Below are 21503 nucleotides of genomic sequence, written 5' to 3'. Positions count from 1 at the left end.
GCCCTATCCCTGATAAATGGGGAAGCGTTCGCAAAGTGCGCGAACGCGGCCGCGGACATTCGCCTCGACATCGGCGTCGCCATGTTCGCCCTTGTCGCGCAGCGCTTCGAGCACGTCGGCGACCATGTCGCCGATTGCTTCGAATTCGGCGATGCCGAAACCGCGCGTCGTGCCGGCGGGCGAACCGACGCGAATGCCGCTGGTCTTAACCGGCGGCAGCGGATCGAAGGGGATGCCGTTCTTGTTGCAGGTGATCGCGCTGCGTTCGAGCGCCTCGTCGGCGTCGCGGCCGGTGACGCCCAGCGGGCGCAGGTCGATCAGCGCGAGGTGCGTGTCGGTGCCGCCGGCGACGACATCGGCGCCGCGCGCCTTGAGCCGGTTTGCGAGCGCCTGCGCGTTGGCGATCGTCGCCTTGGCATAGTCCTTGAACTCCGGGCGCAGCGCTTCGCCGAACGCGACTGCCTTTGCCGCGATGACGTGCATCAGCGGACCGCCCTGCAGGCCAGGGAAGACCGCCGAATTGATGCGCTTCGCGATCGCTTCGTCATTGGTCAGGATCATGCCGCCGCGCGGACCGCGCAGCGTCTTGTGCGTCGTCGTGGTAACGACATGCGCATGCTCCATCGGCGAGGGATGCGCCCCGCCAGCGACGAGGCCGGCAAAATGGGCCATGTCGACCATCAACAGCGCACCGACATCGTCGGCAATCGCGCGGAAACGTGCAAAATCCAGCGTGCGCGGATAGGCGGAGCCGCCTGCGATGATCAGCGTCGGGCGATGTTCTTTCGCCAGCGCTTCGACCTGGTCGAAATCGACGAGATGGTCGTCGGCGCGCACGCCATATTGCACGGCATTATACCATTTGCCCGACATGGCGGGCGGCGCGCCATGGGTCAGGTGGCCGCCGGCGTCCAGGCTCATGCCCATGATCGTCGCGCCGGGCTTGGTCAGCGCCAGCATGACCGCGCCGTTCGCCTGCGCGCCCGAGTGCGGCTGAACATTGGCATAGCCGCAGTCGAAGAGCTGCTTTGCGCGGTCGATCGCGAGGGTTTCGACCTCGTCCGACGGCGCGCAGCCCTGATAATAGCGGCGGCCGGGATAGCCTTCGGCATATTTGTTGGTGAAAACGCTGCCCTGCGCCTCAAGCACCGCCTTGGAAACGATATTCTCCGACGCGATTAGTTCGATCTGATATTGCTCGCGTTCGAGTTCATGCTTCATCGCCGCAGCGACTGCGGGGTCGACAGTGCCGACGCCGTCGGTGAAATAACCGGCCGATTTGATGGGCTTGTCGAGCGTTTCGGTGGTCATCGGCTGGTCTCCAGTTGCGGCGGGTTGGAAAGTTTGTCGACGCGGCGCGCATGGCGGTCGTCGGCGAATTCGGTGGTAAGGAAGGCGTCGAGGCAGGCCTTGGCCATGTCGATGCCGGTCAGGCGCGCGCCCATCGCGATGACGTTCGCGTCATTATGCTCGCGCGACAATTTTGCCGACAGCGGCTCCGACACGAGCGCGCAGCGTGCGGCTGGGTTGCGGTTGACCGAGATCGAGATGCCGATACCCGATCCGCAAAGCGCGACGCCGCGTTCCGCGCGGCCGTCGGCGATCGCTTCACCGAGCTTGTAGCCATAATCGGGATAATCCACGCTTTCGGGGCCGTTGGTACCGAGATCTTCGACCTCATGCCCCTTTTCGCGCAGCCAGTCGGCAAGCACTGCTTTCAGCTCGTAAGCGGCGTGGTCGGAGGCGATGGCGATGCGCATGGTGCGGCTCCCGCGGGGTCTAAGGGAATCGATGTCGGCCCTTTAGGCGAAGCCGCACGGATTGGCCATAAGCGAGGTGGCAAATTTGTGACTGCGCCGATAAAGGCCGGCTATGTCCGACACGATCATCTCCATCCTGATGCTGACCGGCGTGCTTTTGACCGGCGGCGCTGTCATCGTTTTTCGCAAGGGCGACCGTCGCCGCGCGCTGCTGATGCTCGTCGCGGCGTTGGTGATGTTCGCGAATGTCGCGATCTGGCTGGTGCCGGTAAAATAGCAATGCCCGCCGCCCCCGCGAAGGCGGGGACGACGGGTTTGTCTCAGCGGATCGGCGAGTCGGGCGCGAGCCGCATATCCAGATAGTTATCGAGCGACTTCATCAACTGGTCGAGCTCATGCTCGAAAAAGTGATTGGCGCGCGGAATCTCGTCGTGATGGATCGTGATGCCCTTTTGCGTGCGCAGCTTGTCGACCAGCTTCTGCACCGCGCTGGGCGGCACGATCTCATCCTGCCCGCCCGCGACGATGATGCCCGACGAGGGGCAGGGCGCGAGGAAGCTGAAGTCATACATGTTCGCCGGCGGCGCGACCGACAGGAAGCCGCGGATTTCGGGGCGGCGCATCAAAAGCTGCATGCCGATCCACGCGCCGAAGCTGAAGCCCGCGATCCACGTTGTCTGCGCTTCGGGATGGATCGACTGGACCCAGTCGAGCGCCGATGCGGCATCGCTCAGTTCACCGATGCCGTTGTCGAACGTGCCCTGGCTGCGGCCGACGCCGCGGAAATTGAAGCGAAGCACCGCAAAACCGCGCGCGACGAAGCTCTTGTACATCGCCTGCGTGATGCGGTCGTTCATCGTGCCGCCGCCCTGCGGATGCGGGTGAAGGATCAGCGCAACTGGCGCGCGCGGACGCGGCGGCGGCGAGAATCGGCCTTCGATGCGGCCTTCGGGGCCGGGGAAAATGACGTCGGGCATGGGCGCACCTTTATGTTTTGAGGCTTGCCACCGATTCGCCGAAGGGCGGGGTGGCGGAGCGAAGTTGGCGCCTATACAGATAAAAGGTCGCAATATGCAACTTTTGCGAATGATTCGCAATAAGGCGTTCAATCCCTCCCTCTCAATCGTCACCCTGAGCTTGATCCGGGGTGACGATGATGTCGAGCGCCGCTCGACATCCGCGGCTTTAGCGGGCAGATGCGGCGGATGATTTATCTCGATTATCAGGCCACGACGCCGCTCGCTCCCGAGGCACGCGAGGCGATGCTGCGCTGGCTGGAGGAGCCGGGTGAGGGAGAGGGGTTCGCCAACCCATCAAGTACGCACAAGGCTGGCCGCGCCGCGGCCGCCGCGGTCGAGGTCGCACGCGATCAGGTTGCGGCGCTATTACCCAAAGGAGGCCGCGTTTTCTTCACTTCGGGTGCGACCGAAGCGCTTAACTGGGCGCTACTGCGCGGGGCGGATGCGATGCCGGGCGGTGTCGCGGGTCTCAGCATCGAACATGCCGCCTCGCTGCAATGTCTTGAACGGCTGAACGCCACCATCCTGCCCGTCGATGGCGCTGGGCTGGCGCTGCCGCCCGATGACGCGTTGATCCCCGAGGGCGGCATCGTCGCAACGATGCTCGTGAATAACGAGGTCGGGACGATCCAGCCGGTCGACGACTTCGCCGCTGCCGCGCATGCAAAGAACAGCCTGCTGCTCTGCGACGCGGTGCAGGGTTATGGCCGCGTCGCGATTCCCGAAGATGCCGACCTGATCGCCATCTCGGCGCACAAGATCCACGGGCCGAAGGGGATCGGCGCGCTGTGGATCAAGGATGGCGTCGACCTGCCGCCGCTGATGTTCGGGGGAGCGCAGGAGCAGGGGATGCGATCGGGAACCGTGTCGCCCGCTCTGTGCGCCGGTTTCGGCGCAGCCGCGGCGCTTGCGGCCGAACGCTTCGATGCCGATGCGGCGCATGTTGAGCGACTCTGGTCGCTTGCACTCGACATGCTCCCCGAATGGACGATCAACGGCGATGCGACCCGCCGTTATCACGGCAATCTCAACGTCCGGCGCAAAGGCGTGAACGGCCTGCGCCTTATGTCCGATGCGCGCGAAATCGCCTTCTCGCTTGGCAGCGCATGCGGCAGCGGGTCGGGCAAGGTGAGCCATGTGCTGCGCGCGATGGGGATCAGTGAAGCCGATGCCCGCGCCTCGATCCGTCTCGGCTGGGGGCGTTATACGAGCGAACAGGAATTGCGCGATGGTCTCACCGCGATCCGGGAAGCCGCACGGCTGCAGGGTGTGAACTGATGCGCGTCACCTTCATCCACGCCGACGGCAAGGCGCGCACGGAAGCCGAGGCCGAGCCCGGTTCAATCCTGCTCGACGTCGCGCAGGCGCATATGATGCCGCTTGAGGGGACCTGCGAGGGTCAGATGGCCTGCTCCACCTGTCATGTCATCGTCGCCAAGGAGGATTTCGACCGCCTACCGCCCGCAAGCGAGATGGAAGAAGATATGCTCGACCTCGCCGCCGGCGTGCGGCGCACGAGCCGCCTGTCGTGCCAGATATTGCTGACCGCCGACCTCGACGGCCTCACCGTGCACATTCCCCCCGAAAGCCGCAATATGCAGGGACCCCGATGATGCGGATGACGCTCGCGGCAATTGCGCTGCTCGGCTTATCCGGCTGCGCCACGGTGCCCGGCGAACCACTGGGCGATTCCGTGATCGCCGCCAAGGCGATCCGCGATGTCGAACGGCGGAGCGGCGGTCGGCTCGGGATCGCGGTCGTCGATGCTCGCGGAAAGCTTGTTTCGGCGGATCGCGGACACGAACGCTTCGCCATGTGTTCGACGTTCAAGCTGCTGCTGGCGGGGCAAGTGTTCGAGCGTGCGGCCGAGGGCGTATCGTTGCGCACACCGCTGCCCTTTGAGCGCGGCGAGCTTGTTTCCTATTCGCCGGGAACCGAAAAGCTGATCGGGCCGGACGGGAAGGGGGAGCAACGGCTCGGCTTTGCTGCGCGCGATGCCGTGGTTCTCAGCGACAATATGGCAGCGAACCTGATCCTGGAGCAGATCGGCGGTCCCGCCGCTTTCACGGCGGCGCTGCGCCGTTCAGGTGACGCGGTGACGCGGCTCGACCGGATCGAGCCCGATCTCAATGAAAATGCGCCGGGCGACGAGCGTGACACGACCAGCCCGATCGCGATGGCGACGAGCGCTGCGGCCTATATCTACGGCAGCCGGCTGAAACCCGACCATCGCACGCAATTGCGCGGATGGATGATCGAGAGCGCGACCGGGTTGAAGCGCATTCGTGCAGGATTGCCGCAGGGCTGGATCGCCGGTGACAAAACGGGCACATGCGGCACCGCTTACAATGACGTCGCCTTTGTCGAGACGCCCGGCGGGCGAAAATATGTCATTGCCATCTATCTCGATCGTCCGGCGGTCGAGGGCGATGTCGCCAGTGCGGTCATCGCCGAGGCGACGCGCATCGTTGCGGCCGATCTGCCCAACTGAGCAGGCCGCTTGCATTTCACGGCATCCGCCGCCATATGCGCCGCGGGAGTCGGGCGGACGCAGTCTTCGCCAACCCGGTCAGGTCCGGAAGGAAGCAGCCGCAACGAATTCGCTGCGGGTCGTTCCGGCTCCCACCCTAACCATATCATCGCGTTAATTCGCATCGTCACCCTGGACTTTATCCGGGGTCGCGCTTTTCCGACTTCGCTGAGCGGGACCCGGATCAAGTCCGGGGTGACGCGATATTGGAAGCTTTTGTATTCCCCTTCGACAAGCGCGCTGGTGCCTCCTAATACGGACAGCATGAGCGATTCCGCCGACGACGAAACCCCGATGCTGGGAATGGACCTGCCCGAGACGGCGCCGCAGCCGTCGAGTGGGCCATACCGCGTTCTTGCCCGCAAATATCGCCCGCAAACCTTTGCCGAACTGATCGGGCAGGATGCGATGGTGCGCACGCTTGGCAACGCGATCGCGCGCGACCGGCTGGCCCACGCATTTCTGATGACCGGGGTGCGTGGGGTCGGCAAGACATCGACCGCGCGCTTGATCGCCAAGGCATTGAACTGCATCGGTCCGGACGGGCAGGGTGGTCCGACAATTGACCCGTGCGGCGTGTGCGAGCCGTGCCGCGCGATTACCGAGGGGCGCCATATCGACGTGATCGAAATGGACGCCGCATCGAACACCGGCGTGGATGACGTGCGCGAGATTATCGAGGCGGTGCGCTATGCGGCGGTCTCGGCGCGCTACAAGATCTACATCATCGACGAAGTGCATATGTTGTCGCGTAACGCGTTCAATGCGCTTCTGAAAACGCTCGAAGAGCCGCCGCCGCACGTCAAATTCCTGTTCGCGACGACCGAAGTCAACAAGGTGCCAGTGACGGTGTTGTCGCGCTGTCAGCGCTTCGACCTACGCCGCATTACCCCCGACATGCTGTTCGCGCATTTCAGCGCGATTCTGCAGAAAGAGGGCGTCGAGGCAGAGGCGCCTGCGATCTGGCTGATCGCGAACGCCGCGGAGGGCTCGGTACGCGACGGGCTGTCGATCCTGGATCAGGCGATTGCCCACGCGGACCTCGATGGCGGCGGGATGATCGGCGCGGCGCAGGTGCGCGTGATGCTCGGACTGTCCGATCGCACGTCGATCGCGCAGTTGATGGCAACGATATTGGAAGGCGATGCGGGCGGCGCGATCGATCTGGCGCGTGCACAATATGCGCTGGGGATCGAGCCGGTTGCGATGGTGCGGGGACTGATGGACCTGACCCATGCGATCACTCTCGCCAAAGTCTCACGCCACGACGATCCAGCGCTTGCCGAGGCCGACCGCGAACGCATTGGCGACTGGGCGAAAAAACTAGGTTTCGCGCCGCTCAACCGGCTGTGGCAATTGCTGCTCAAGGGGCATGACGAAGTGCTCCGCGCGAATAATCCGCTCGAACATCTCGAAATGCTGTTGCTGCGCGTGATCTACGCCGCTGCGATGCCCGATCCCGGCGAGCTTGCAAAATTGCTCGAAAAGGGCGGGGTGCCGACGATGCCGCTCGCCGCGCCGGCGGCACCAGCGTCGCAGGAAAACATGGCGGCCGAACCCGTCGCTGCGGCCCCCATGCCGACGGCCGACACGGCCCAGGTGCCCGCCTCGGCACTGACCGTCGCGCAGATTCACCAGCTCCTCGAAAGCACCGGAAATCATCGTCTTGCGGTCGATGTCTATGATCATATGCGAATCATCAGCCTCGAACCCGGAAGCCTCATTTTTGCCCCCGTCGCGGCGCTCGGCGCGGCGTTCGCGCGCGATCTGGGTGAGGCGTTGCTTGCGGCGACGGGCAGCCGTTGGCAGGTTCGCGCAGGCGAAGGGGAAGGGCGGCCGAGCCTTGGCGACGTGCGCACCGCGAAACTGGCCGACAATGACGCGCGAATTCGCGAATTGCCTGTCGTAAAGGCCGCTTTGGCGGCTTTTCCCGACGCAAGGCTTGTCGAGGACGACGACAATCGGCATAGGTCGAACCCATGAAATCGATCGAAGAAATGATGAAGGCGGCGCAGGAAGCCGCAGCCACCGTGCAAGCGCAGATGCAGGAGGCGCAGGCGAAGCTCGACAGCGTCGAGGTCGAAGGCGTTTCGGGCGGCGGTCTTGTGAAAATCACCGCGACTGCGAAAGGCCGCATCAAGGCGATCCACATCGACGATAGTCTCATGGTTCCCTCGGACAAGCAGATGCTTGAAGACCTACTTGCCGCCGCGTTCAATGACGCGCGCGAAAAGGCCGATGCGGCGAGCAACGAGGAAATGGGCAAGATGACGAGCGGCTTGCCGCTCCCCCCGGGCTTCAAGCTGCCGTTTTGAGCCGGCCCCCGAATCCCTCTGGGCCCGCGCTGTTCAGCGCAGTGACATTGAATGCGTGCGAAGTTACGCCATATTAGCGATGAACCACCTATAAGAAGGGCGGTGCGCCCGGTCGCGGGGCCCGTCCAGGAGCCGTAATGACGCAATCTTATCCCCTTCTTCCGCTGCGTGACATCGTCGTTTTCCCGCACATGATTGTGCCGCTCTTTGTTGGACGCGACCGTTCGGTCGCCGCGCTTGAAGCCGCGATGGAATCCGACAAGGAAATCTTTCTCGTGGCGCAGCTCGATCCGGGCGAAGACGATCCGCAGCGCGACGATCTTTATGATGTCGGCGTGATCGCCACCGTGCTCCAGCTTTTGAAGCTGCCCGACGGCACCGTCCGCGTACTCGTCGAAGGCAAGGAGCGTGCGAAACTGCTCGGCCTCGCCAACGAAGACAAGGCCGTGATGGCAAGCGTCAAGCCGATCGGCGACACGGTTGACGACAGCGTCGACACCGCCGCACTGATGCGCTCGGTCGTCGACCAGTTCGAAAATTACGCCAAGCTCAACAAGAAGATGCCCGCCGAAACCGCGGTGCAATTGTCGCAGATTGAGGATGCCTCGCGTCTTGCCGACTCCGTTGCAGGCAATCTCAACATCAAGGTGTCCGACAAGCAGGCACTGCTCGTCGAGGATGCGCCGTCGAAGCGGCTCGAGATGGTCTTCGCGTTCATGGAGGGCGAGCTTGGCGTTCTGCAGGTCGAAAAGAAGATCCGCGGCCGCGTGAAGCGCCAGATGGAAAAGAGCCAGCGCGAATATTATCTCAACGAACAGTTGAAGGCGATCCAGCGCGAGCTCGGCAACGATAATGGCGAGGGCGGCGACGATCTGGCCGAGCTGCAGCTCAAGATCGACAGCCTCAAAATGTCGAAGGAAGCCAAGGCCAAGGCGAACGCCGAACTCAAGAAGTTGCGCGCGATGGCGCCGATGTCGGCCGAAGCGACCGTTGTCCGCAACTATCTCGACACGCTGATCGGCCTGCCGTGGGGCAAGAAGTCGAAGCTCAAGAAGGATATCGCGAAGGCGCAAGCCGTCCTCGACGACGACCATTATGCGCTCGAAAAGGTCAAGGACCGGATCGTCGAATATCTGGCGGTTCAGGCGCGTACGAACAAGCTGAAGGGGCCGATCCTGTGCCTCGTCGGCCCTCCGGGCGTCGGCAAAACCTCGCTCGGCCGGTCGATTGCGAAGGCGACGGGCCGCGAGTTCGTGCGCCAGTCGCTTGGCGGCGTGCGCGACGAGGCCGAGATTCGCGGCCATCGCCGCACCTATATCGGCTCGCTGCCGGGCAAGATCGTGACGAACCTCAAAAAGGCCGGCACGATGAACCCGCTGTTCCTGCTCGACGAGATCGACAAGCTGGGCCAGGATTTCCGCGGCGATCCGGCATCGGCGCTGCTCGAAGTGCTCGACCCCGAACAGAATGGCAAATTCCAGGACCATTATCTGGAGGTCGATGTCGACCTGTCGGACGTGATGTTCGTCACGACCGCCAACTCGCTGAACCTGCCGCAGCCGTTGCTCGACCGCATGGAGATCATCCGGCTCGAAGGCTATACCGAGGATGAGAAGGTCGAGATCGCGAAGTTGCATCTGATCGCCAAGCAGGTCGAGGCGCATGGCCTGAAAGCGGGCGAATTCGAGCTGACCGAAGAAGGGCTGCGCGACCTCATCCGCTATTACACCCGCGAAGCCGGCGTCCGCACGCTCGAACGCGAGATCGCGCGTCTCGCGCGCAAGGCGCTGCGCCGCATTCTCGAAGGCAAGGCCGAAACCGTCACCGTGACGCCGGAGAATCTCTCCGAATTCGCGGGCGTGCGCAAATTCCGCCACGGCATGGGCGACCTGGAAGATCAGGTCGGCGCCGTGACAGGGCTTGCATGGACCGAGGTCGGCGGCGAATTGCTGACGATCGAAGCCGTGACCGCGTCGGGCAAGGGGCAGGTGCGCACCACCGGCAAGCTTGGTGAAGTGATGACCGAGTCGGTACAGGCCGCGCTGTCGTTCGTGAAGGCGCGCGCGCCGGCATACGGCATCAAGCCCAGCCTGTTCGCGCGCAAGGACATCCATATCCACTTGCCCGAGGGTGCGGTGCCAAAGGATGGCCCGTCGGCCGGCGTTGGTATGGTCACCGCAATGATTTCAACGCTGACCGGCATTGCGGTGCGCCGCGACGTTGCGATGACCGGTGAAGTCACGCTGCGTGGCCGCGTGCTTGCGATCGGCGGGCTCAAGGAAAAGCTGCTCGCAGCGCTGCGCGGCGGCATCAAAACGGTGCTGATCCCGGAAGAGAATGAGAAGGACCTCGTTGAAATTCCGGCGAATATCACGAGCGGGCTCAAGATCATTCCGGTCAGCCATGTCGATCAGGTCCTTGCCGAGGCGTTGGTCTCACCCGTTGTGCCGATCGAATGGACCGAGGCCGACGAACTGGCGGCATCCCCGCCGATCGCGTCTGGAAACGACCCCGAAACGACGATTCGTCACTGAGTCGGCACCGCTTCACGGTAATTCGCCCCAAATTCGTCGCAAAATCGACGTTTTGGGGCGTTTTTCGTCCTTTTTTGCTTTGACAAGGCGGGGTCAAACATCGTTAGTGACGCGCCATGGCTTCGGGCCATGAGAATCATTTAACCAACCATAATGCAGGGGTTCCTTAGGCATGAACAAACAAGACCTGATCGCCGCCGTCGCTGACTCGAGCGGCCTGACCAAGGGTGACGCGAGCAAGGCCGTTGAGGCCGTGTTCGACGCAATCACCGGTTCGCTGAAGAAGGGCGGCGAAGTCCGTCTCGTTGGCTTCGGCACCTTCGCGGTCAGCAAGCGCAAGGCATCGACCGGTCGCAACCCGCGCACCGGCGAAACGATGACCATCGCGGCGTCGAACCAGCCGAAGTTCAAGGCCGGTAAGGCCCTTAAGGACGCCGTCAACTAAGTTGACAGGCACCTTCTGGTGAATACATTTCGGGCCGTGGCGTAAGCTGCGGCCCGATTTGTATCCGCCGGATGGATTGTGCGTGAAGATTGAACAAATGTCCGTTGCAATCACCGTCGCAGCGGCTATGGACGTCCGACTTTCGGACGCCGGGCTCCCGGCATGCACCGGACGGGCGCGTAGCTCAGCGGTAGAGCACACCCTTCACACGGGTGGGGTCACAGGTTCAATCCCTGTCGCGCCCACCATGGCTTCCCGGCCATGGCGGAAACCGAAACCGGGGCTGACCCGGCCATTCATCGCCTATTCAATGCCTTCGCGTTAGAGAAGCGGCCATGATCCGTACCTTGACCCTTTCCCTCGTTTCCGCGCTGCTGATATCGGCAGGCGCGCCCGCCTTCGCGCGCGGCGATCGTGACCAGGACAATCTGCGCGAAGCGGCGGCGCAGGGACAGGTCATTCCGCTCAACCGGCTGATCGCCGATGTCCGTTCGCGCGCGCCCTATAACGAGATGACCTATCTTGGCGGCCCGCAGTTCGATGCAGGACGGATGATCTATGCCCTGAAATTCATGGACGGCAGCCAGGTGGTCGTTGTCTATGTCGACGCCCGCACCGGCCGGATCGTGGGGCGGAAACCCTGACATTTTGCCCGCAACGACATTTTGCGATGATCGTTCGGACTTGATACACAGTCGATACATGCGGCCGACATCGTGCGGCGCGCAAAGGAAAGGCGCCTGAATGCGGATTTTGATTGTCGAAGACGAACCCACGCTGGGCCCGCAGCTAAAGGCGACGCTGGAAGGCGCTGGCTATGCCGTCGACCTTGCGACCGATGGTGAGGACGGCCATTTTCTAGGCTCCACTGAAAATTACGACGCGGCGATCCTCGATCTCGGCCTGCCCGAAATCGACGGGCTGACGGTGCTCGACCGCTGGCGCCGCGAAAAGCGCAATTTTCCCGTGCTCGTTCTCACCGCGCGCGATAGCTGGTCGGACAAGGTGGCGGGGCTCGATGCCGGCGCGGACGACTATCTGGCCAAACCCTTTCAGACCGAAGAGCTTATCGCCCGGTTGCGCGCGCTGATCCGCCGCGCCGCGGGCAATGCGTCGAGCGAACTCATCGCGGGCCCGGTTCGGCTCGATACGCGCTCGGGCCGTGTCACGCTCGACGGTGCGCCGGTGAAGCTGACCGCGCAGGAATATAAACTGCTGTCGTATCTGCTCCACCACAAGGGCAAGGTCGTGTCGCGAACCGAGTTGATCGAGCATATCTATGATCAGGATTTCGACCGCGATTCGAACACGATCGAGGTTTTCGTAACCCGCATCCGCAAAAAGCTCGGCGCCGATATCATCACGACGATCCGCGGGCTCGGCTACCAGCTCGACGATCCGCAGGGTTGATCCGTGGCGGAGGCCGACGCCCCGGCCGTCGTCGCGGATACCGACGCGGACAAGCCGCAGGCGCTGACCAGCCGTATCACCGGCTCGCTTGCGCGCCGCATGATCGCGATCGCGGCGCTGTGGATTTCAGTGCTGCTGATCGGCGGCGGCTTCGCGCTCGACCGGGTGCTGACCGGCGCTATCACGCGCAACTTCGATTCGAGCCTCGAATATGTGCTGATTGCGATGATCCGCTCGTCGGAGATCGGCCCCGACGGAGAGGTGCGGCTGGTCGAACCGCTAGGCGATCAGCGTTTCCTCGAACCCTATAGCGGCCTTTACTGGCAGATCAGCGGCGGCAATCAGGAACCCTATCGCTCGCGTTCTCTGTGGGAGCGCACGCTGAAGGCGCCGGTGCCGCATATCGACAACCAGATCCACACCTATGACAGCAATCAGTTTCCCGAGGAGGAACTGCGCGTACTCGAACGCAACGTCATCCTGCCGGGCAGCAAGACCAACTGGCGGTTCCAGATCGCCCAGTCGCGCGAAGCGCTCGACACCCAAAATCGTGCGGTGCGCGCCACGTTGATCCCCAGCCTTGCGCTGCTTGGGCTCGGGCTGATCATCCTCGCGGCGCTCCAGACCTTTTACGGGCTTTGGCCGCTCCGACATATTCGTCGCGCGATCGCGGCGATGCGCGGCGGCCAGAATCGCAGGGTCGATGCGCCCCTGCCGCTCGAAGTGCAGCCGATGGTCGACGAGCTGAACGCGCTGCTCGCGCATAACGAGAAGCAGGCCGAAGAGGCGCGGCTTCACGCGGGCAATCTCGCGCATGCGCTGAAAACCCCGCTCACCGTGCTCGTCAACAGCGCGACGAGTTCGACGTCGGAGCTTGCCGAAACGGTGCGGCGCGAGGCGGCGACGATGCAACGGCAGGTCGACCACCACCTCGCGCGCGCGCGCGCCGTCGGGCGCCGCGGCGCGGCGCAGGCGAGGGCGGTCGTCTGGGACAGCGTCAACAGCGTGTCGCGGGCCGTCGCCGCGCTCTATCCCGATGCGCGCCTCGACGCCGAGGGCGACAAGACGCTGATCGTGCGCGTCGAGCGGCAAGACCTTGATGAGCTTGTTGGCAACCTTCTCGAAAATGCGGCCAAATATGGCGGCGGCAGTGTCTTCGTCACCGTCCAGCGCGATGGAAATATGGCCGAAATACTGGTCGAGGACGACGGTCCCGGCATCTCGCCCGACGACCGGGTCCGTGTGATCGATCGCGGAGTGCGGCTGGACAGCGGCAAGCCGGGAACCGGACTTGGCCTTGCTATCGTACGCGACGTCGCCGAAATCTACGGCGGTAGTGTCACGCTGGAGGAGAGCGAGGATCTCGGCGGCGTGATGGTGCGGTTGAGATTGCCGGCGGGTTAGGGGTGAATGCGGCTTTGGGGTCTGAGCTGTCGTTGCCCTCTTTGAACATCGCCCGGCTGGCTCTGGGATCGGAACGGCGCAAGGGCCGCGCAATATTTCAAAGTTCAGGAAAGTTCAGCCCTATGCGCGCCCCGATTTGCAAGTCGCGGAGCGCTGGATGTGCGCGGCACGTCCGATCGTGGTCGTACCCGTAAGCCAGGCAGCGACCACCTTTTTTGTTCACCGAATGAAAGAGCCGGATGAAGGCTGACACAGCCGGATAATGTAGGAAAGACCTATTTGAAGGCGATGTCTGTTTTAGGGTGGTGAGCTGTCGCTCGATCCCCACCCTCGTCACCCCGGACTTGATCCGGGGTCCATGACGATGGTGCGGTTATGGATCCCGGATCAAGTCCGGGATGACGAAGAAGGATGGGGGGCTTTCGGTCGATACCGACCTTCCGTCATCCTGGGCTTGACCCGGGATCCCGCTTTTTCGACGTGCTCACGGACTTCGACTTCAAGCGGGACCCCGGATAAAGTCCGGGGTGACGATGCAAGAAAGGGCAGCTTCCGGCCGAAAGCCGTCGCTTGCCTTAAGCCGCCGTTACTTCCAGGCCACGCTGTACGCCGGGACGTGCCAAGCCGGCATCGAGCCAGCGCTGGACATGACTGAACCGGTCGAAGCCGACGATCTCGCGCGCGTCGTAAAAGCCGATCAGATTGCGTACCCAGCCGAGCAGCGAGATATCGGCGATGCTGTAGTCGGCGCCCATGACCCACTCGCGCGTCGCCAGCCTTTCGTCGAGCACGCCGAGCAGACGCGCCGATTCCGCCGCGTAACGATCCCGCGGGCGCTTGTCCTCATATTCGCGGCCGGCGAATTTGTGGAAGAAACCGAGCTGGCCGAACATCGGGCCGACGCCGCCCATCTGCCACATGACCCACTGGATCGTCTCGTACCGCTCCGCCGGATCGGCCGAAAGAAACTGCCCGCTCTTGTCGGCCAGATAAATCAGGATGGCGCCCGATTCGAACAGCGCGAGCGGCTTTCCGCCGGGGCCCTGCGGGTCGTAGATCGCGGGGATCTTGCCATTGGGGTTGAGCGCGAGGAACGCCGGGTCATGACTTTCGTTCGCCATGATGTCGATCCGGTGCGGTTCGTACGCGAGACCCGTTTCCTCCAGCATGATCCCCGCCTTGACCCCGTTCGGCGTCGGCGCAGAGAAAAGCTGTATCCGGTCGGGGTGCTTTGCCGGCCAGCGCGCGAAGATCGGATGGGCCGTGCTCATGCGTCCTGCTCCCGCTTGGCTTGCTGGTGGTGGCGGATTACTTCGTCGATGATGAAGCGGAGGAATTTCTCGGTGAAATCGGGATCGAGATCGGCGTCGCGCGCGAGTTCGCGCAGCCGTCCGATCTGGCGTTCCTCGCGGCCGGGGTCGGCGGGGGGCAGGCCTTCGCGGGCCTTGAGTTCGCCGACCGCCTTGGTCACCTTGAACCGTTCGGCGAGCATATAGACGAGCGCCGCGTCGATATTGTCGATGCTCTGGCGGTAGCGGCTCAGTTGGTCGTCCATGGGTGCGCGATTCCTCTCTTCTCCGGCACGCTTGGCACCGGGCGGGGCTTCAAAGCAAGCCGAAAGTCGTTGCAAAATCGCGACCGCGGCGCCAAGGCTCGCCGCGTTATGACTGCGGAAATCCATCAGCTCCACGGCGACCGGCCGCCCTCGCTCGACCCGATGATGGCGCTCGTCGCCGCCGATATGAACGAGGTGAATTCGGTCATTCTCGACCGTATGCAGTCCGAAGTTCCGCTGATCCCCGAACTCGCGGGGCATCTGATCGCGGGCGGCGGCAAACGGATGCGCCCGATGCTGACGCTCGCGTGCGGCAAGCTGCTCGACTATCCGGGCCGCCGCCACTGCAAGCTCGCCGCCGCGGTCGAGTTCATTCACACCGCGACGCTGCTCCACGACGATGTCGTCGACAAGTCGGACCTGCGCCGCGGCCGCAAGACCGCGAACATCATCTGGGGCAACAGCGCCTCGGTGCTCGTCGGCGATTTCCTGTTCAGCCGCGCGTTCGAAGTCATGGTCGAGGACGGATCGCTGAAGGTGCTCAAGATCCTGTCGCGCGCCTCGGCGGTGATTGCGGAGGGTGAGGTCAATCAGCTCTCGGCGCAGCGCCGGATCGAGACGAGCGAGGACCAGTATCTCGCGATCATCAATGCCAAGACCGCCGAACTCTTCGCCGCCGCGTGCAAGATCGCAGCGGTCGTTGCCGAGCGTGACGAGGCGACCGAAGCTGCGCTCGACGCCTATGGCCGCAACCTCGGCATTGCGTTCCAGCTCGTCGACGATGCGATCGACTATGTTTCGGACGCCGAAACGATGGGCAAGGGTGTCGGCGACGATTTCCGCGACGGCAAGGTTACGCTGCCCGTCATCCTCGCTTATGCGCGCGGCAGCGCGGAGGAACGCGATTTCTGGAAGCAGGCCATCGTCGGACATCGTACGTCGGATGAGGATCTCGCCTACGCCACGTCGCTGCTCCACAAACATGACACGATCACCGACACGCTTGCCCGCGCGCGCCACTATGGTCAGCGCGCCGTCGATGCGATCGGGGGTTTCAGTGCCAGTCAGGCGAAGTCGGCGCTGACCGAAGCGGTCGCGTTCGCGGTCGCGCGCGCCTATTGAGGCGGACATGGCGATGATGGGCCCAGCGGCGGAAAGCCCCGGCGCCTATATCGCCGCGCTGTCAGGCTGGCAGCGCGAACGCTGCGAAATGATGCGCGCGACAATCATGGCCGCGGCACCCTTTGAAGAGACGATCAAATGGACCAACCTTGTCTTCATGACGAATGGTCCGTGCATCCTGATCCGCGCCGAGGAGCATCGGGTGCTGCTCGGTTTCTGGCGCGGCAAAAGGCTGCGCGAGCTGGAGCCGCGGATCAAGGCGAGTGGCAAATATGAACTCGGCAATCTGGTGATGACCGAAAGCACCGAGGTCTCGGCCGAAACGGTCGCGGCGCTCGCCGCCGAGGCTTTTCGCCTGAACGCCCAACTGGGCAACCCTGCGGCGCGCACCTGATGCAATCGCTTCCGATCGATGTCGTGCTGCCCGATATCATGGCGGCCCTGGTGCTAAAGCCCAACGCCGTCGTCGTGGCACCGCCGGGGGCTGGCAAGACGACGCGCGTGGCGCCCGCGATACTCGACCAACCGCGGTGCAAGGGCGCGGTGTGGTTGCTCTCGCCCCGCCGCCTTGCCGCACGTGGCGCGGCCGAGCGCATCGCCGAGGAAATGGGCGAAGCGGTTGGCGGCAAGGTTGGCTATGCCACGCGGCTCGACAGCAAGCAGTCGGCGGCGACGCGGCTGCTGGTGATGACTCCCGGCCTGTTCCGCAACCGCATCCTCGCGGATCCCGAGCTTCGGGGCGTGTCGGCAGTCCTCTTCGACGAAGTCCATGAACGCAGCCTCGACGGCGACTTTGCGCTCGCATTGGCGATCGATGCGCAGCAGGGTCTTCGCGACGATCTTCGCCTCGTTGCGATGTCGGCGACGCTTGACGGCGTGCGCTTTGCCGCCCTCCTTGGCAATGCGCCGGCGGTGAAGAGCGAGGGCAAGATCTGGCCGCTCGAACTGCGCCATATCGGTCGCCGCGCCGAGGACCGGCTGGAGGCTTCGATGCTCGCGGCGGTGCGGCAGGCGCTGGTCGACGAGGTTGCGGGCGACATGCTTGCTTTCCTGCCCGGCGCCGCCGACATCGAGCGCACTGCAGCCGCAGTCGAAGAGGCGCGCTTGCCGCTCGTCGTCCATCGCCTCCACGGCCAGATCGATCCGGCGCTACAGCGCAAGGCGCTCGTCCGCGATGCTGATGGACGGCGCAAGTTGATCCTCGCGACGAGCATCGCGGAAACCAGCCTGACGATCGACGGCGTGCGTATCGTGATCGACGCCGGCCTGTCGCGGCGTCCGCGCTTTGACAAGGCGGCGGGCATCGCGCGCCTCGTCACCGAGCGCGCGAGCCAGGCGTCGGCGACGCAGCGCGCGGGCCGCGCCGCGCGGCAAGGGCCGGGCGTTGCCTATCGATTGTGGGAAGCCGCGGCGACCGCAGGCATGCCGCCGTTCGATCCCCCTGAAATCCACGAAAATGATCTGATGCCCGTCGTCCTCGATTGTGCGAGTTGGGGCATCATCGACCCGCGCCAACTGGGCTGGCTCGACCCCCCATCGCCCGCCGCCATTTCGGAAGCGAAAAGCCGGCTTCAGGCGATTGGGGCGCTGGCCGACGATGGCCGCATCACCGCACACGGCAAGGCTCTCGCCGCGATCCCGCTTCCCGTTCCGCTCGCGCACATGCTGCTCGACGCGGCGCGCGCGGGGGAGGCGGAGATGGCGGGGCGGCTTGCCGTGCTGTTGACCGAGCCGGGACTTGGCGGGCGCGGCGTCGATGTCGAAGCGCGGCTGTCGCGTTGGCGTGGGCAACGCAACGAACGCTCCGACGGCGCCTGGCGTCTCGCGCGGCGGCTCGCGACCATCGGCGAGAAGCTGGCGGCAGAGACCGATAGCGTTCCAACGCGCTCGATCGGCGGTTGGATTGCGACCGCGTGGCCCGACCGCGTTGCGCGGCAGCGAGCAGGGCAGCGCGGCGAGTATCTCAGCGTCGGCGGACGCGCCTATCGCATCGACCCGGTCGATCCGCTCGCGGGCAGCGAATGGCTCGCGATCGCTGACGCGCAGGGCCATGCCGCGGGGGTGCGCATCCTGGCCGCGGCGCCAATCGAACAGGCCGAGGTCGAGGCACTCTTCGCCGACCGCATCGTCCAGCGTTCGGCAAGCAGTTATGACGGCGCTAACGACCGCGTCGATCATCGCCGCGAACGGCGGCTTGGTGCGATCGCACTGACGAGCGGGCAGGCCGGGCGCAGCGAAAATTCGGAGGACGATATCGCGGTACGCATGGCTGCGGTGCGCAGCAAGGGACTGGGACTGATCGGTTGGGGACCGGCGTCGCAGGCGCTGCGCCAGCGCGCTTCCTATGCGGGGATCGACGCGCTCTCGACCGGCGCGCTCGCCGATAGTCTCGAACTCTGGCTGGAGCCGTTGCTTTCGGGATGCCGGGGCCTTCGCGATATCGGCGATCGCAAGCTGACCGATGCGTTGATGGCGACCCTCGACTGGCCGGCGCGGCAGTTGCTCGAAAAGCACGCGCCCGCCGACTATGCGACACCGGTCGGCGGCCGGCATCCGATCGACTATGGCGCCGACGGTGGGCCGACGGTCAGCCTTCGCGTGCAGGAATTGTTCGGGCTGGCCCGCCATCCGACGATCGGCGATCCGCCGGTGCCGCTGGTGCTCGCCCTGACCTCTCCCGCGCATCGACCGATTCAGACGACGCGCGACCTCGTATCCTTCTGGAGCGGTAGCTGGCATGATGTGGCGCGCGAGATGCGCGGGCGCTATCCCAAGCATAATTGGCCCGACGATCCGGCAAATGCGCGGCCGAGCCTGATGACCAAAGCGGCACAGGCGCGCCGCGATGCGCAATAGGCCCCTTTTCGCAGGCGCCGCTTGGCGCTAAGGCGGCGGCTCAGGCCCCGGTTAAACAGGACGACCCCGATGAAAGCGCGTATTTTCCAGAAGCCCAAAAATGCCATGCAGTCGGGGCGTGCCGGGACGCAGCGTTGGGTGCTTGAATATGCGCCGGTCGAAGCGCGCAAGGCCGATCCGCTAATGGGTTGGGCCGGCAGCGGCGACACGCAGCGCCAGCTCCGCCTTGGCTTCGCGAGCCAGGAAGAGGCCATTGCTTATGCCGAGCGTAACGGCATCGAAGTCGAAGTGACCGCGACGCCGGTGCGGACGCTCAAGATCCAGGCTTACGCCGACAATTTCCGGTAAAGCGTCGCCCCCGCGAAGGCGGGGGACGCTGGCAATCTCGCGCTACGTCGATAGCGGCCCCACATCTTCGCGGAGGGCCGACGATCCTTCTCGATTATTCGCTGTCGGGCTGCAGCAATTTGTGCAGGTGGACGACGACATATTTCATTTCGGCGTCGTCGACCGTGCGCTGCGCGGCGCTGCGCCATGCCTTTTCCGCCGACTTATAGTCGGGATAGAGGCCCACGACGTCGAGGTTGTGGAGGTCGACGAAATCGAGACCCTGCGGGTCGGCGACGCGTCCGCCGAACACGAGATGCAATTTGCTCATGGTTGCTTTCCTTGCGGGTTAGCGCGGGGGAGGGGAGAAGCCGCGGCCCCTACCAGCGCTTAGCCCCTACGGCAAGTGCGGCTCAGTCTTCTTCCTTGCGGCCCTTCGGCAGCAGCGATCCGAGCAGCGCGCCGATTGCGACCGCGCCCGCGACGAGCGCCAGCGGCTGCTTTTCGGCAACGTCTTTGAGTTTGCTGTTCGCGCGTTTGGCCTGCGCCTTGCCCTTTTCATAAACCTCGCCAGCCGCTTCGCGGGCGACGCCGGCTTGCTCGCTGGCCTTCGCCGCGAGATCTTCGGTCGCGGCGCGGGCGCGACCATAGCCGTCCTGAATGCGCGCCTTTGCCGCTTCGGCGGTCAACCGGGCATTTTCGGCGGTTTTCTCCGCAAGTTCACTCGCTTTTGCACGCGTATCGCGGGCGGTTTCACCGAACGGCTTCATTATCTTCTTCCTCCAGAGTTTCGATCTCATCTTCGTCCGCCGGATCGTCGGTGGACCGAAAATGATCGGCGACGTCTGCCGCCAGGTCCTGAATCTTTTGCACCAGACGCGGGGCATGTTCCTTGATCGGTTCGCGCAGCAACCAGGCGACGCCCGCCGCAGCGGCGATCGCGATCGGAAGGCGGTTGCTGCGAAACTGTTCCTGTACGGCATGCGCAGTATCGTCGACGACCTCGCCAATCCGGTATTTGCCGCGATCAACGAGCGCGCCGGGTTTGAATGCAGCGCGCGCGACGTCGAGCCGGCGGTACAGTTCGGCGCGCTGGAGCATCGAGCGGCGCGCAGCGACGATCAGGCGATTACGCGTCCGCGGCATCGTCGATCCCTTCGTTCGTAAGGTCGCGCCGCAGCGCGGTGCGAATGTCGCCATAGCTGCGCTGCGCGCGCCACCCGGCAAAGGCGGCGATGATGAGCAGAACGGCGACGACAATCAGGGTTGCGACAAACGGGCCGACATGCGGCGCGAGCGCCAGGATCGCCCCGAACGCCAGCGCAAGCATTGCGATGCCCAAAGCCGAGGCGGCAACGGCGCCCCAGCCCGCCGTCCAGGACACGCCGTGCAGGGCGAGTTCGGTACGGGCTTCAAGCAGCGCAAGCTCCGCCTTGGCCGTCGCCGAAAGATTGTCGACGACATCGCCGACGATCTTTTCGAGCGGAACGGGAGGCGGGGCAAGCGGACGTCCGTCGGGAGCGTAACCGTGACTTATGCCGTCAAAGCTGCGCGCGTCGGACGCTGGCGGGATCTTCGGATCGGAAGGTGGCAAGGCCCTGTCAATCGTTCGAGTTGCCCTTGAGCATCCGGGCAAGGACGAAGCCGATCACCGTGGCGGCACCAACGGCGATCGCGGGGTTCTTTTTGACCATGTCGCGCGTCGAGGCAGCAAGCTCGTCGAGATCTTTCTTGTCGAGCGTCGTGGCCAGGCCGGCAACGGTGGTCGCGGCCGAGCGGGCATAGTCGCCATATTGTTTGCCGAACTTGCTGTCGACGGTGCCGGCGCTGTCCTCAAGCAGCTTGGCGAGGCTGCCGACGGCTTCGGCGGCCTTGTCCTTGCCCTTGTTCGCGGCGTCGCGCGCCTTGGTCGAGGCTTGATTCTTGAGCGTCGTCGCTTCCTGTTTCAGCGACGCAGCCTTTTTGGACGCTTCGGATTTGATGGTGTCGCGCGTCGCGGCGATCTGGTCGCGGATCGGATGATCCTTGGCGGCGGCCTTCACGGTGGCGGGCTTGCGGGCGGGCGCGGCCTTGGTGGCTGCGGCCTTCGCGGGGGCCTTGGGACGGGGAGCTGCGGCTTTCTTCGTCGCGGGAGTAGCGGCTTTGGCCATCATTTAGTCCTCTTCTGTCGTGTCGGGCGCCGCGCGAGCGGGCGGCCTCTCTTGGTCCTGTCAGAATATATAGCAA

General features: G+C 64.3%; 25 protein-coding genes, 1 tRNA gene and 1 other RNA gene. 17 read left to right on the top strand and 10 right to left on the bottom strand.

Annotation, left to right across the window (positions count from 1 at the left end):
* Nucleotides 1-3: 3 nt before the first annotated feature.
* The gene (gene glyA / locus SC1_RS11965; protein ID WP_062181837.1) at nt 4-1311 is read right to left on the bottom strand and encodes a serine hydroxymethyltransferase; all 1308 of its coding nucleotides are present in this window, start codon (nt 1309-1311) and stop codon (nt 4-6) included.
* Nucleotides 1308-1760, bottom strand: a complete 453-nt coding sequence (gene rpiB / locus SC1_RS11960) for a ribose 5-phosphate isomerase B (RefSeq protein ID WP_062181834.1) — start codon at nt 1758-1760, stop codon at nt 1308-1310. The genes glyA and rpiB overlap by 4 nt, the downstream gene beginning before the upstream one ends.
* Before the next feature lie 112 nt (nt 1761-1872).
* Here rpiB and SC1_RS22250 point away from each other — a divergent pair, with 112 nt between their 5' ends.
* Nucleotides 1873-2037, top strand: a complete 165-nt coding sequence (locus SC1_RS22250; protein WP_193749162.1) for a hypothetical protein — start codon at nt 1873-1875, stop codon at nt 2035-2037.
* Nucleotides 2038-2080: 43 nt separating this feature from the next.
* Here the strand turns inward: SC1_RS22250 and SC1_RS11955 are convergent, their stop codons facing one another.
* On the bottom strand, nt 2081-2737 hold the full coding sequence (locus SC1_RS11955; RefSeq protein ID WP_037510410.1) for an alpha/beta hydrolase: 657 nt from the start codon (nt 2735-2737) through the stop codon (nt 2081-2083).
* A 228-nt stretch (nt 2738-2965) separates the two neighbouring features.
* On the opposite strand from SC1_RS11955, the gene SC1_RS11950 reads away from it, so the two are divergent.
* From SC1_RS11950 to SC1_RS11895, 12 genes are all read left to right on the top strand, one after another.
* Entirely contained in the window at nt 2966-4057 is a 1092-nt protein-coding gene (locus SC1_RS11950; RefSeq protein ID WP_062184045.1) for a cysteine desulfurase family protein, read from the top strand.
* Complete coding sequence (locus SC1_RS11945) at nt 4054-4392, top strand: 2Fe-2S iron-sulfur cluster-binding protein (RefSeq protein WP_152682382.1); 339 nt, start codon at nt 4054-4056, stop codon at nt 4390-4392. The genes SC1_RS11950 and SC1_RS11945 overlap by 4 nt, the downstream gene beginning before the upstream one ends.
* The gene (gene bla, locus SC1_RS11940) at nt 4392-5270 is read left to right on the top strand and encodes a class A beta-lactamase (protein ID WP_193749161.1); all 879 of its coding nucleotides are present in this window, start codon (nt 4392-4394) and stop codon (nt 5268-5270) included. Before SC1_RS11945 ends, bla begins: the two co-directional genes overlap by 1 nt.
* A 41-nt stretch (nt 5271-5311) precedes the next feature.
* Nucleotides 5312-5409, top strand: an RNA gene (ffs, locus tag SC1_RS11935) — signal recognition particle sRNA small type.
* A 164-nt stretch (nt 5410-5573) separates the two neighbouring features.
* Nucleotides 5574-7292, top strand: coding sequence for a DNA polymerase III subunit gamma/tau (locus SC1_RS11930; protein WP_083435812.1), 1719 nt, complete (start codon nt 5574-5576; stop codon nt 7290-7292).
* Nucleotides 7289-7624, top strand: coding sequence for a YbaB/EbfC family nucleoid-associated protein (locus SC1_RS11925; protein ID WP_062181825.1), 336 nt, complete (start codon nt 7289-7291; stop codon nt 7622-7624). The genes SC1_RS11930 and SC1_RS11925 overlap by 4 nt, the downstream gene beginning before the upstream one ends.
* Before the next feature lie 137 nt (nt 7625-7761).
* Nucleotides 7762-10158, top strand: coding sequence for an endopeptidase La (gene lon, locus SC1_RS11920; RefSeq protein WP_062181822.1), 2397 nt, complete (start codon nt 7762-7764; stop codon nt 10156-10158).
* 172 nt (nt 10159-10330) lie between these two features.
* The gene (locus SC1_RS11915) at nt 10331-10603 is read left to right on the top strand and encodes an HU family DNA-binding protein (RefSeq protein WP_037510426.1); all 273 of its coding nucleotides are present in this window, start codon (nt 10331-10333) and stop codon (nt 10601-10603) included.
* Between the two features lie 173 nt (nt 10604-10776).
* Nucleotides 10777-10851, top strand: a tRNA-Val gene (locus tag SC1_RS11910).
* Between the two features lie 87 nt (nt 10852-10938).
* Nucleotides 10939-11247: a hypothetical protein gene (locus SC1_RS11905; RefSeq protein WP_062181819.1), complete on the top strand. Its 309-nt coding sequence runs from the start codon at nt 10939-10941 to the stop codon at nt 11245-11247.
* 100 nt (nt 11248-11347) lie between these two features.
* Nucleotides 11348-12013 (top strand): response regulator transcription factor, encoded by a 666-nt coding sequence (locus SC1_RS11900; RefSeq protein ID WP_039573238.1) that lies wholly within the window; start codon nt 11348-11350, stop codon nt 12011-12013.
* Between the two features lie 99 nt (nt 12014-12112).
* The gene (locus SC1_RS11895) at nt 12113-13417 is read left to right on the top strand and encodes a HAMP domain-containing sensor histidine kinase (protein WP_062184039.1); all 1305 of its coding nucleotides are present in this window, start codon (nt 12113-12115) and stop codon (nt 13415-13417) included.
* Between the two features lie 575 nt (nt 13418-13992).
* Here SC1_RS11895 and SC1_RS11890 read toward each other — a convergent pair.
* Nucleotides 13993-14688: a glutathione S-transferase N-terminal domain-containing protein gene (locus SC1_RS11890; protein WP_062181816.1), complete on the bottom strand. Its 696-nt coding sequence runs from the start codon at nt 14686-14688 to the stop codon at nt 13993-13995.
* A complete protein-coding gene (locus SC1_RS11885) occupies nt 14685-14972 on the bottom strand; it encodes a chorismate mutase (RefSeq protein ID WP_062181813.1) in 288 nt (95 codons plus the stop codon). Before SC1_RS11885 ends, SC1_RS11890 begins: the two co-directional genes overlap by 4 nt.
* A 108-nt stretch (nt 14973-15080) precedes the next feature.
* On the opposite strand from SC1_RS11885, the gene SC1_RS11880 reads away from it, so the two are divergent.
* The 4 genes from SC1_RS11880 (at nt 15081) to SC1_RS11865 (ending at nt 19298) form a co-directional block, all read left to right on the top strand.
* Entirely contained in the window at nt 15081-16094 is a 1014-nt protein-coding gene (locus tag SC1_RS11880; RefSeq protein ID WP_062184036.1) for a polyprenyl synthetase family protein, read from the top strand.
* Nucleotides 16095-16101: 7 nt separating this feature from the next.
* Nucleotides 16102-16488 (top strand): DUF1801 domain-containing protein, encoded by a 387-nt coding sequence (locus SC1_RS11875; RefSeq protein WP_062181810.1) that lies wholly within the window; start codon nt 16102-16104, stop codon nt 16486-16488.
* Nucleotides 16488-18950, top strand: coding sequence for an ATP-dependent helicase HrpB (hrpB, locus tag SC1_RS11870; RefSeq protein WP_062181806.1), 2463 nt, complete (start codon nt 16488-16490; stop codon nt 18948-18950). Before SC1_RS11875 ends, hrpB begins: the two co-directional genes overlap by 1 nt.
* A 69-nt stretch (nt 18951-19019) precedes the next feature.
* Nucleotides 19020-19298 carry an ETC complex I subunit gene (locus SC1_RS11865; protein WP_062181803.1) on the top strand — a complete coding sequence of 93 codons (279 nt, stop codon included), beginning with the start codon at nt 19020-19022 and terminating at the stop codon, nt 19296-19298.
* 94 nt (nt 19299-19392) lie between these two features.
* Here the strand turns inward: SC1_RS11865 and SC1_RS11860 are convergent, their stop codons facing one another.
* The 5 genes from SC1_RS11860 to SC1_RS11840 form a co-directional block, all read right to left on the bottom strand.
* Nucleotides 19393-19608, bottom strand: a complete 216-nt coding sequence (locus tag SC1_RS11860; protein ID WP_062181800.1) for a DUF4170 domain-containing protein — start codon at nt 19606-19608, stop codon at nt 19393-19395.
* An 82-nt stretch (nt 19609-19690) separates the two neighbouring features.
* Nucleotides 19691-20047, bottom strand: coding sequence for a hypothetical protein (locus tag SC1_RS11855; RefSeq protein WP_062181797.1), 357 nt, complete (start codon nt 20045-20047; stop codon nt 19691-19693).
* A complete protein-coding gene (locus tag SC1_RS11850) occupies nt 20031-20423 on the bottom strand; it encodes a hypothetical protein (RefSeq protein ID WP_062181793.1) in 393 nt (130 codons plus the stop codon). Before SC1_RS11850 ends, SC1_RS11855 begins: the two co-directional genes overlap by 17 nt.
* Nucleotides 20407-20871: a phage holin family protein gene (locus tag SC1_RS11845; RefSeq protein WP_062181790.1), complete on the bottom strand. Its 465-nt coding sequence runs from the start codon at nt 20869-20871 to the stop codon at nt 20407-20409. Before SC1_RS11845 ends, SC1_RS11850 begins: the two co-directional genes overlap by 17 nt.
* A 7-nt stretch (nt 20872-20878) precedes the next feature.
* The gene (locus SC1_RS11840) at nt 20879-21427 is read right to left on the bottom strand and encodes a hypothetical protein (protein WP_062184033.1); all 549 of its coding nucleotides are present in this window, start codon (nt 21425-21427) and stop codon (nt 20879-20881) included.
* Between the last annotated feature and the right edge of the window lie 76 nt (nt 21428-21503).

The sequence above is a fragment of the Sphingopyxis sp. C-1 genome (assembly GCF_001047015.1).
Lineage (GTDB): Bacteria > Pseudomonadota > Alphaproteobacteria > Sphingomonadales > Sphingomonadaceae > Sphingopyxis.
Note: the sequence above shows the minus strand (reverse complement) of the source record. Positions and strands in the feature narration are given on the sequence as shown.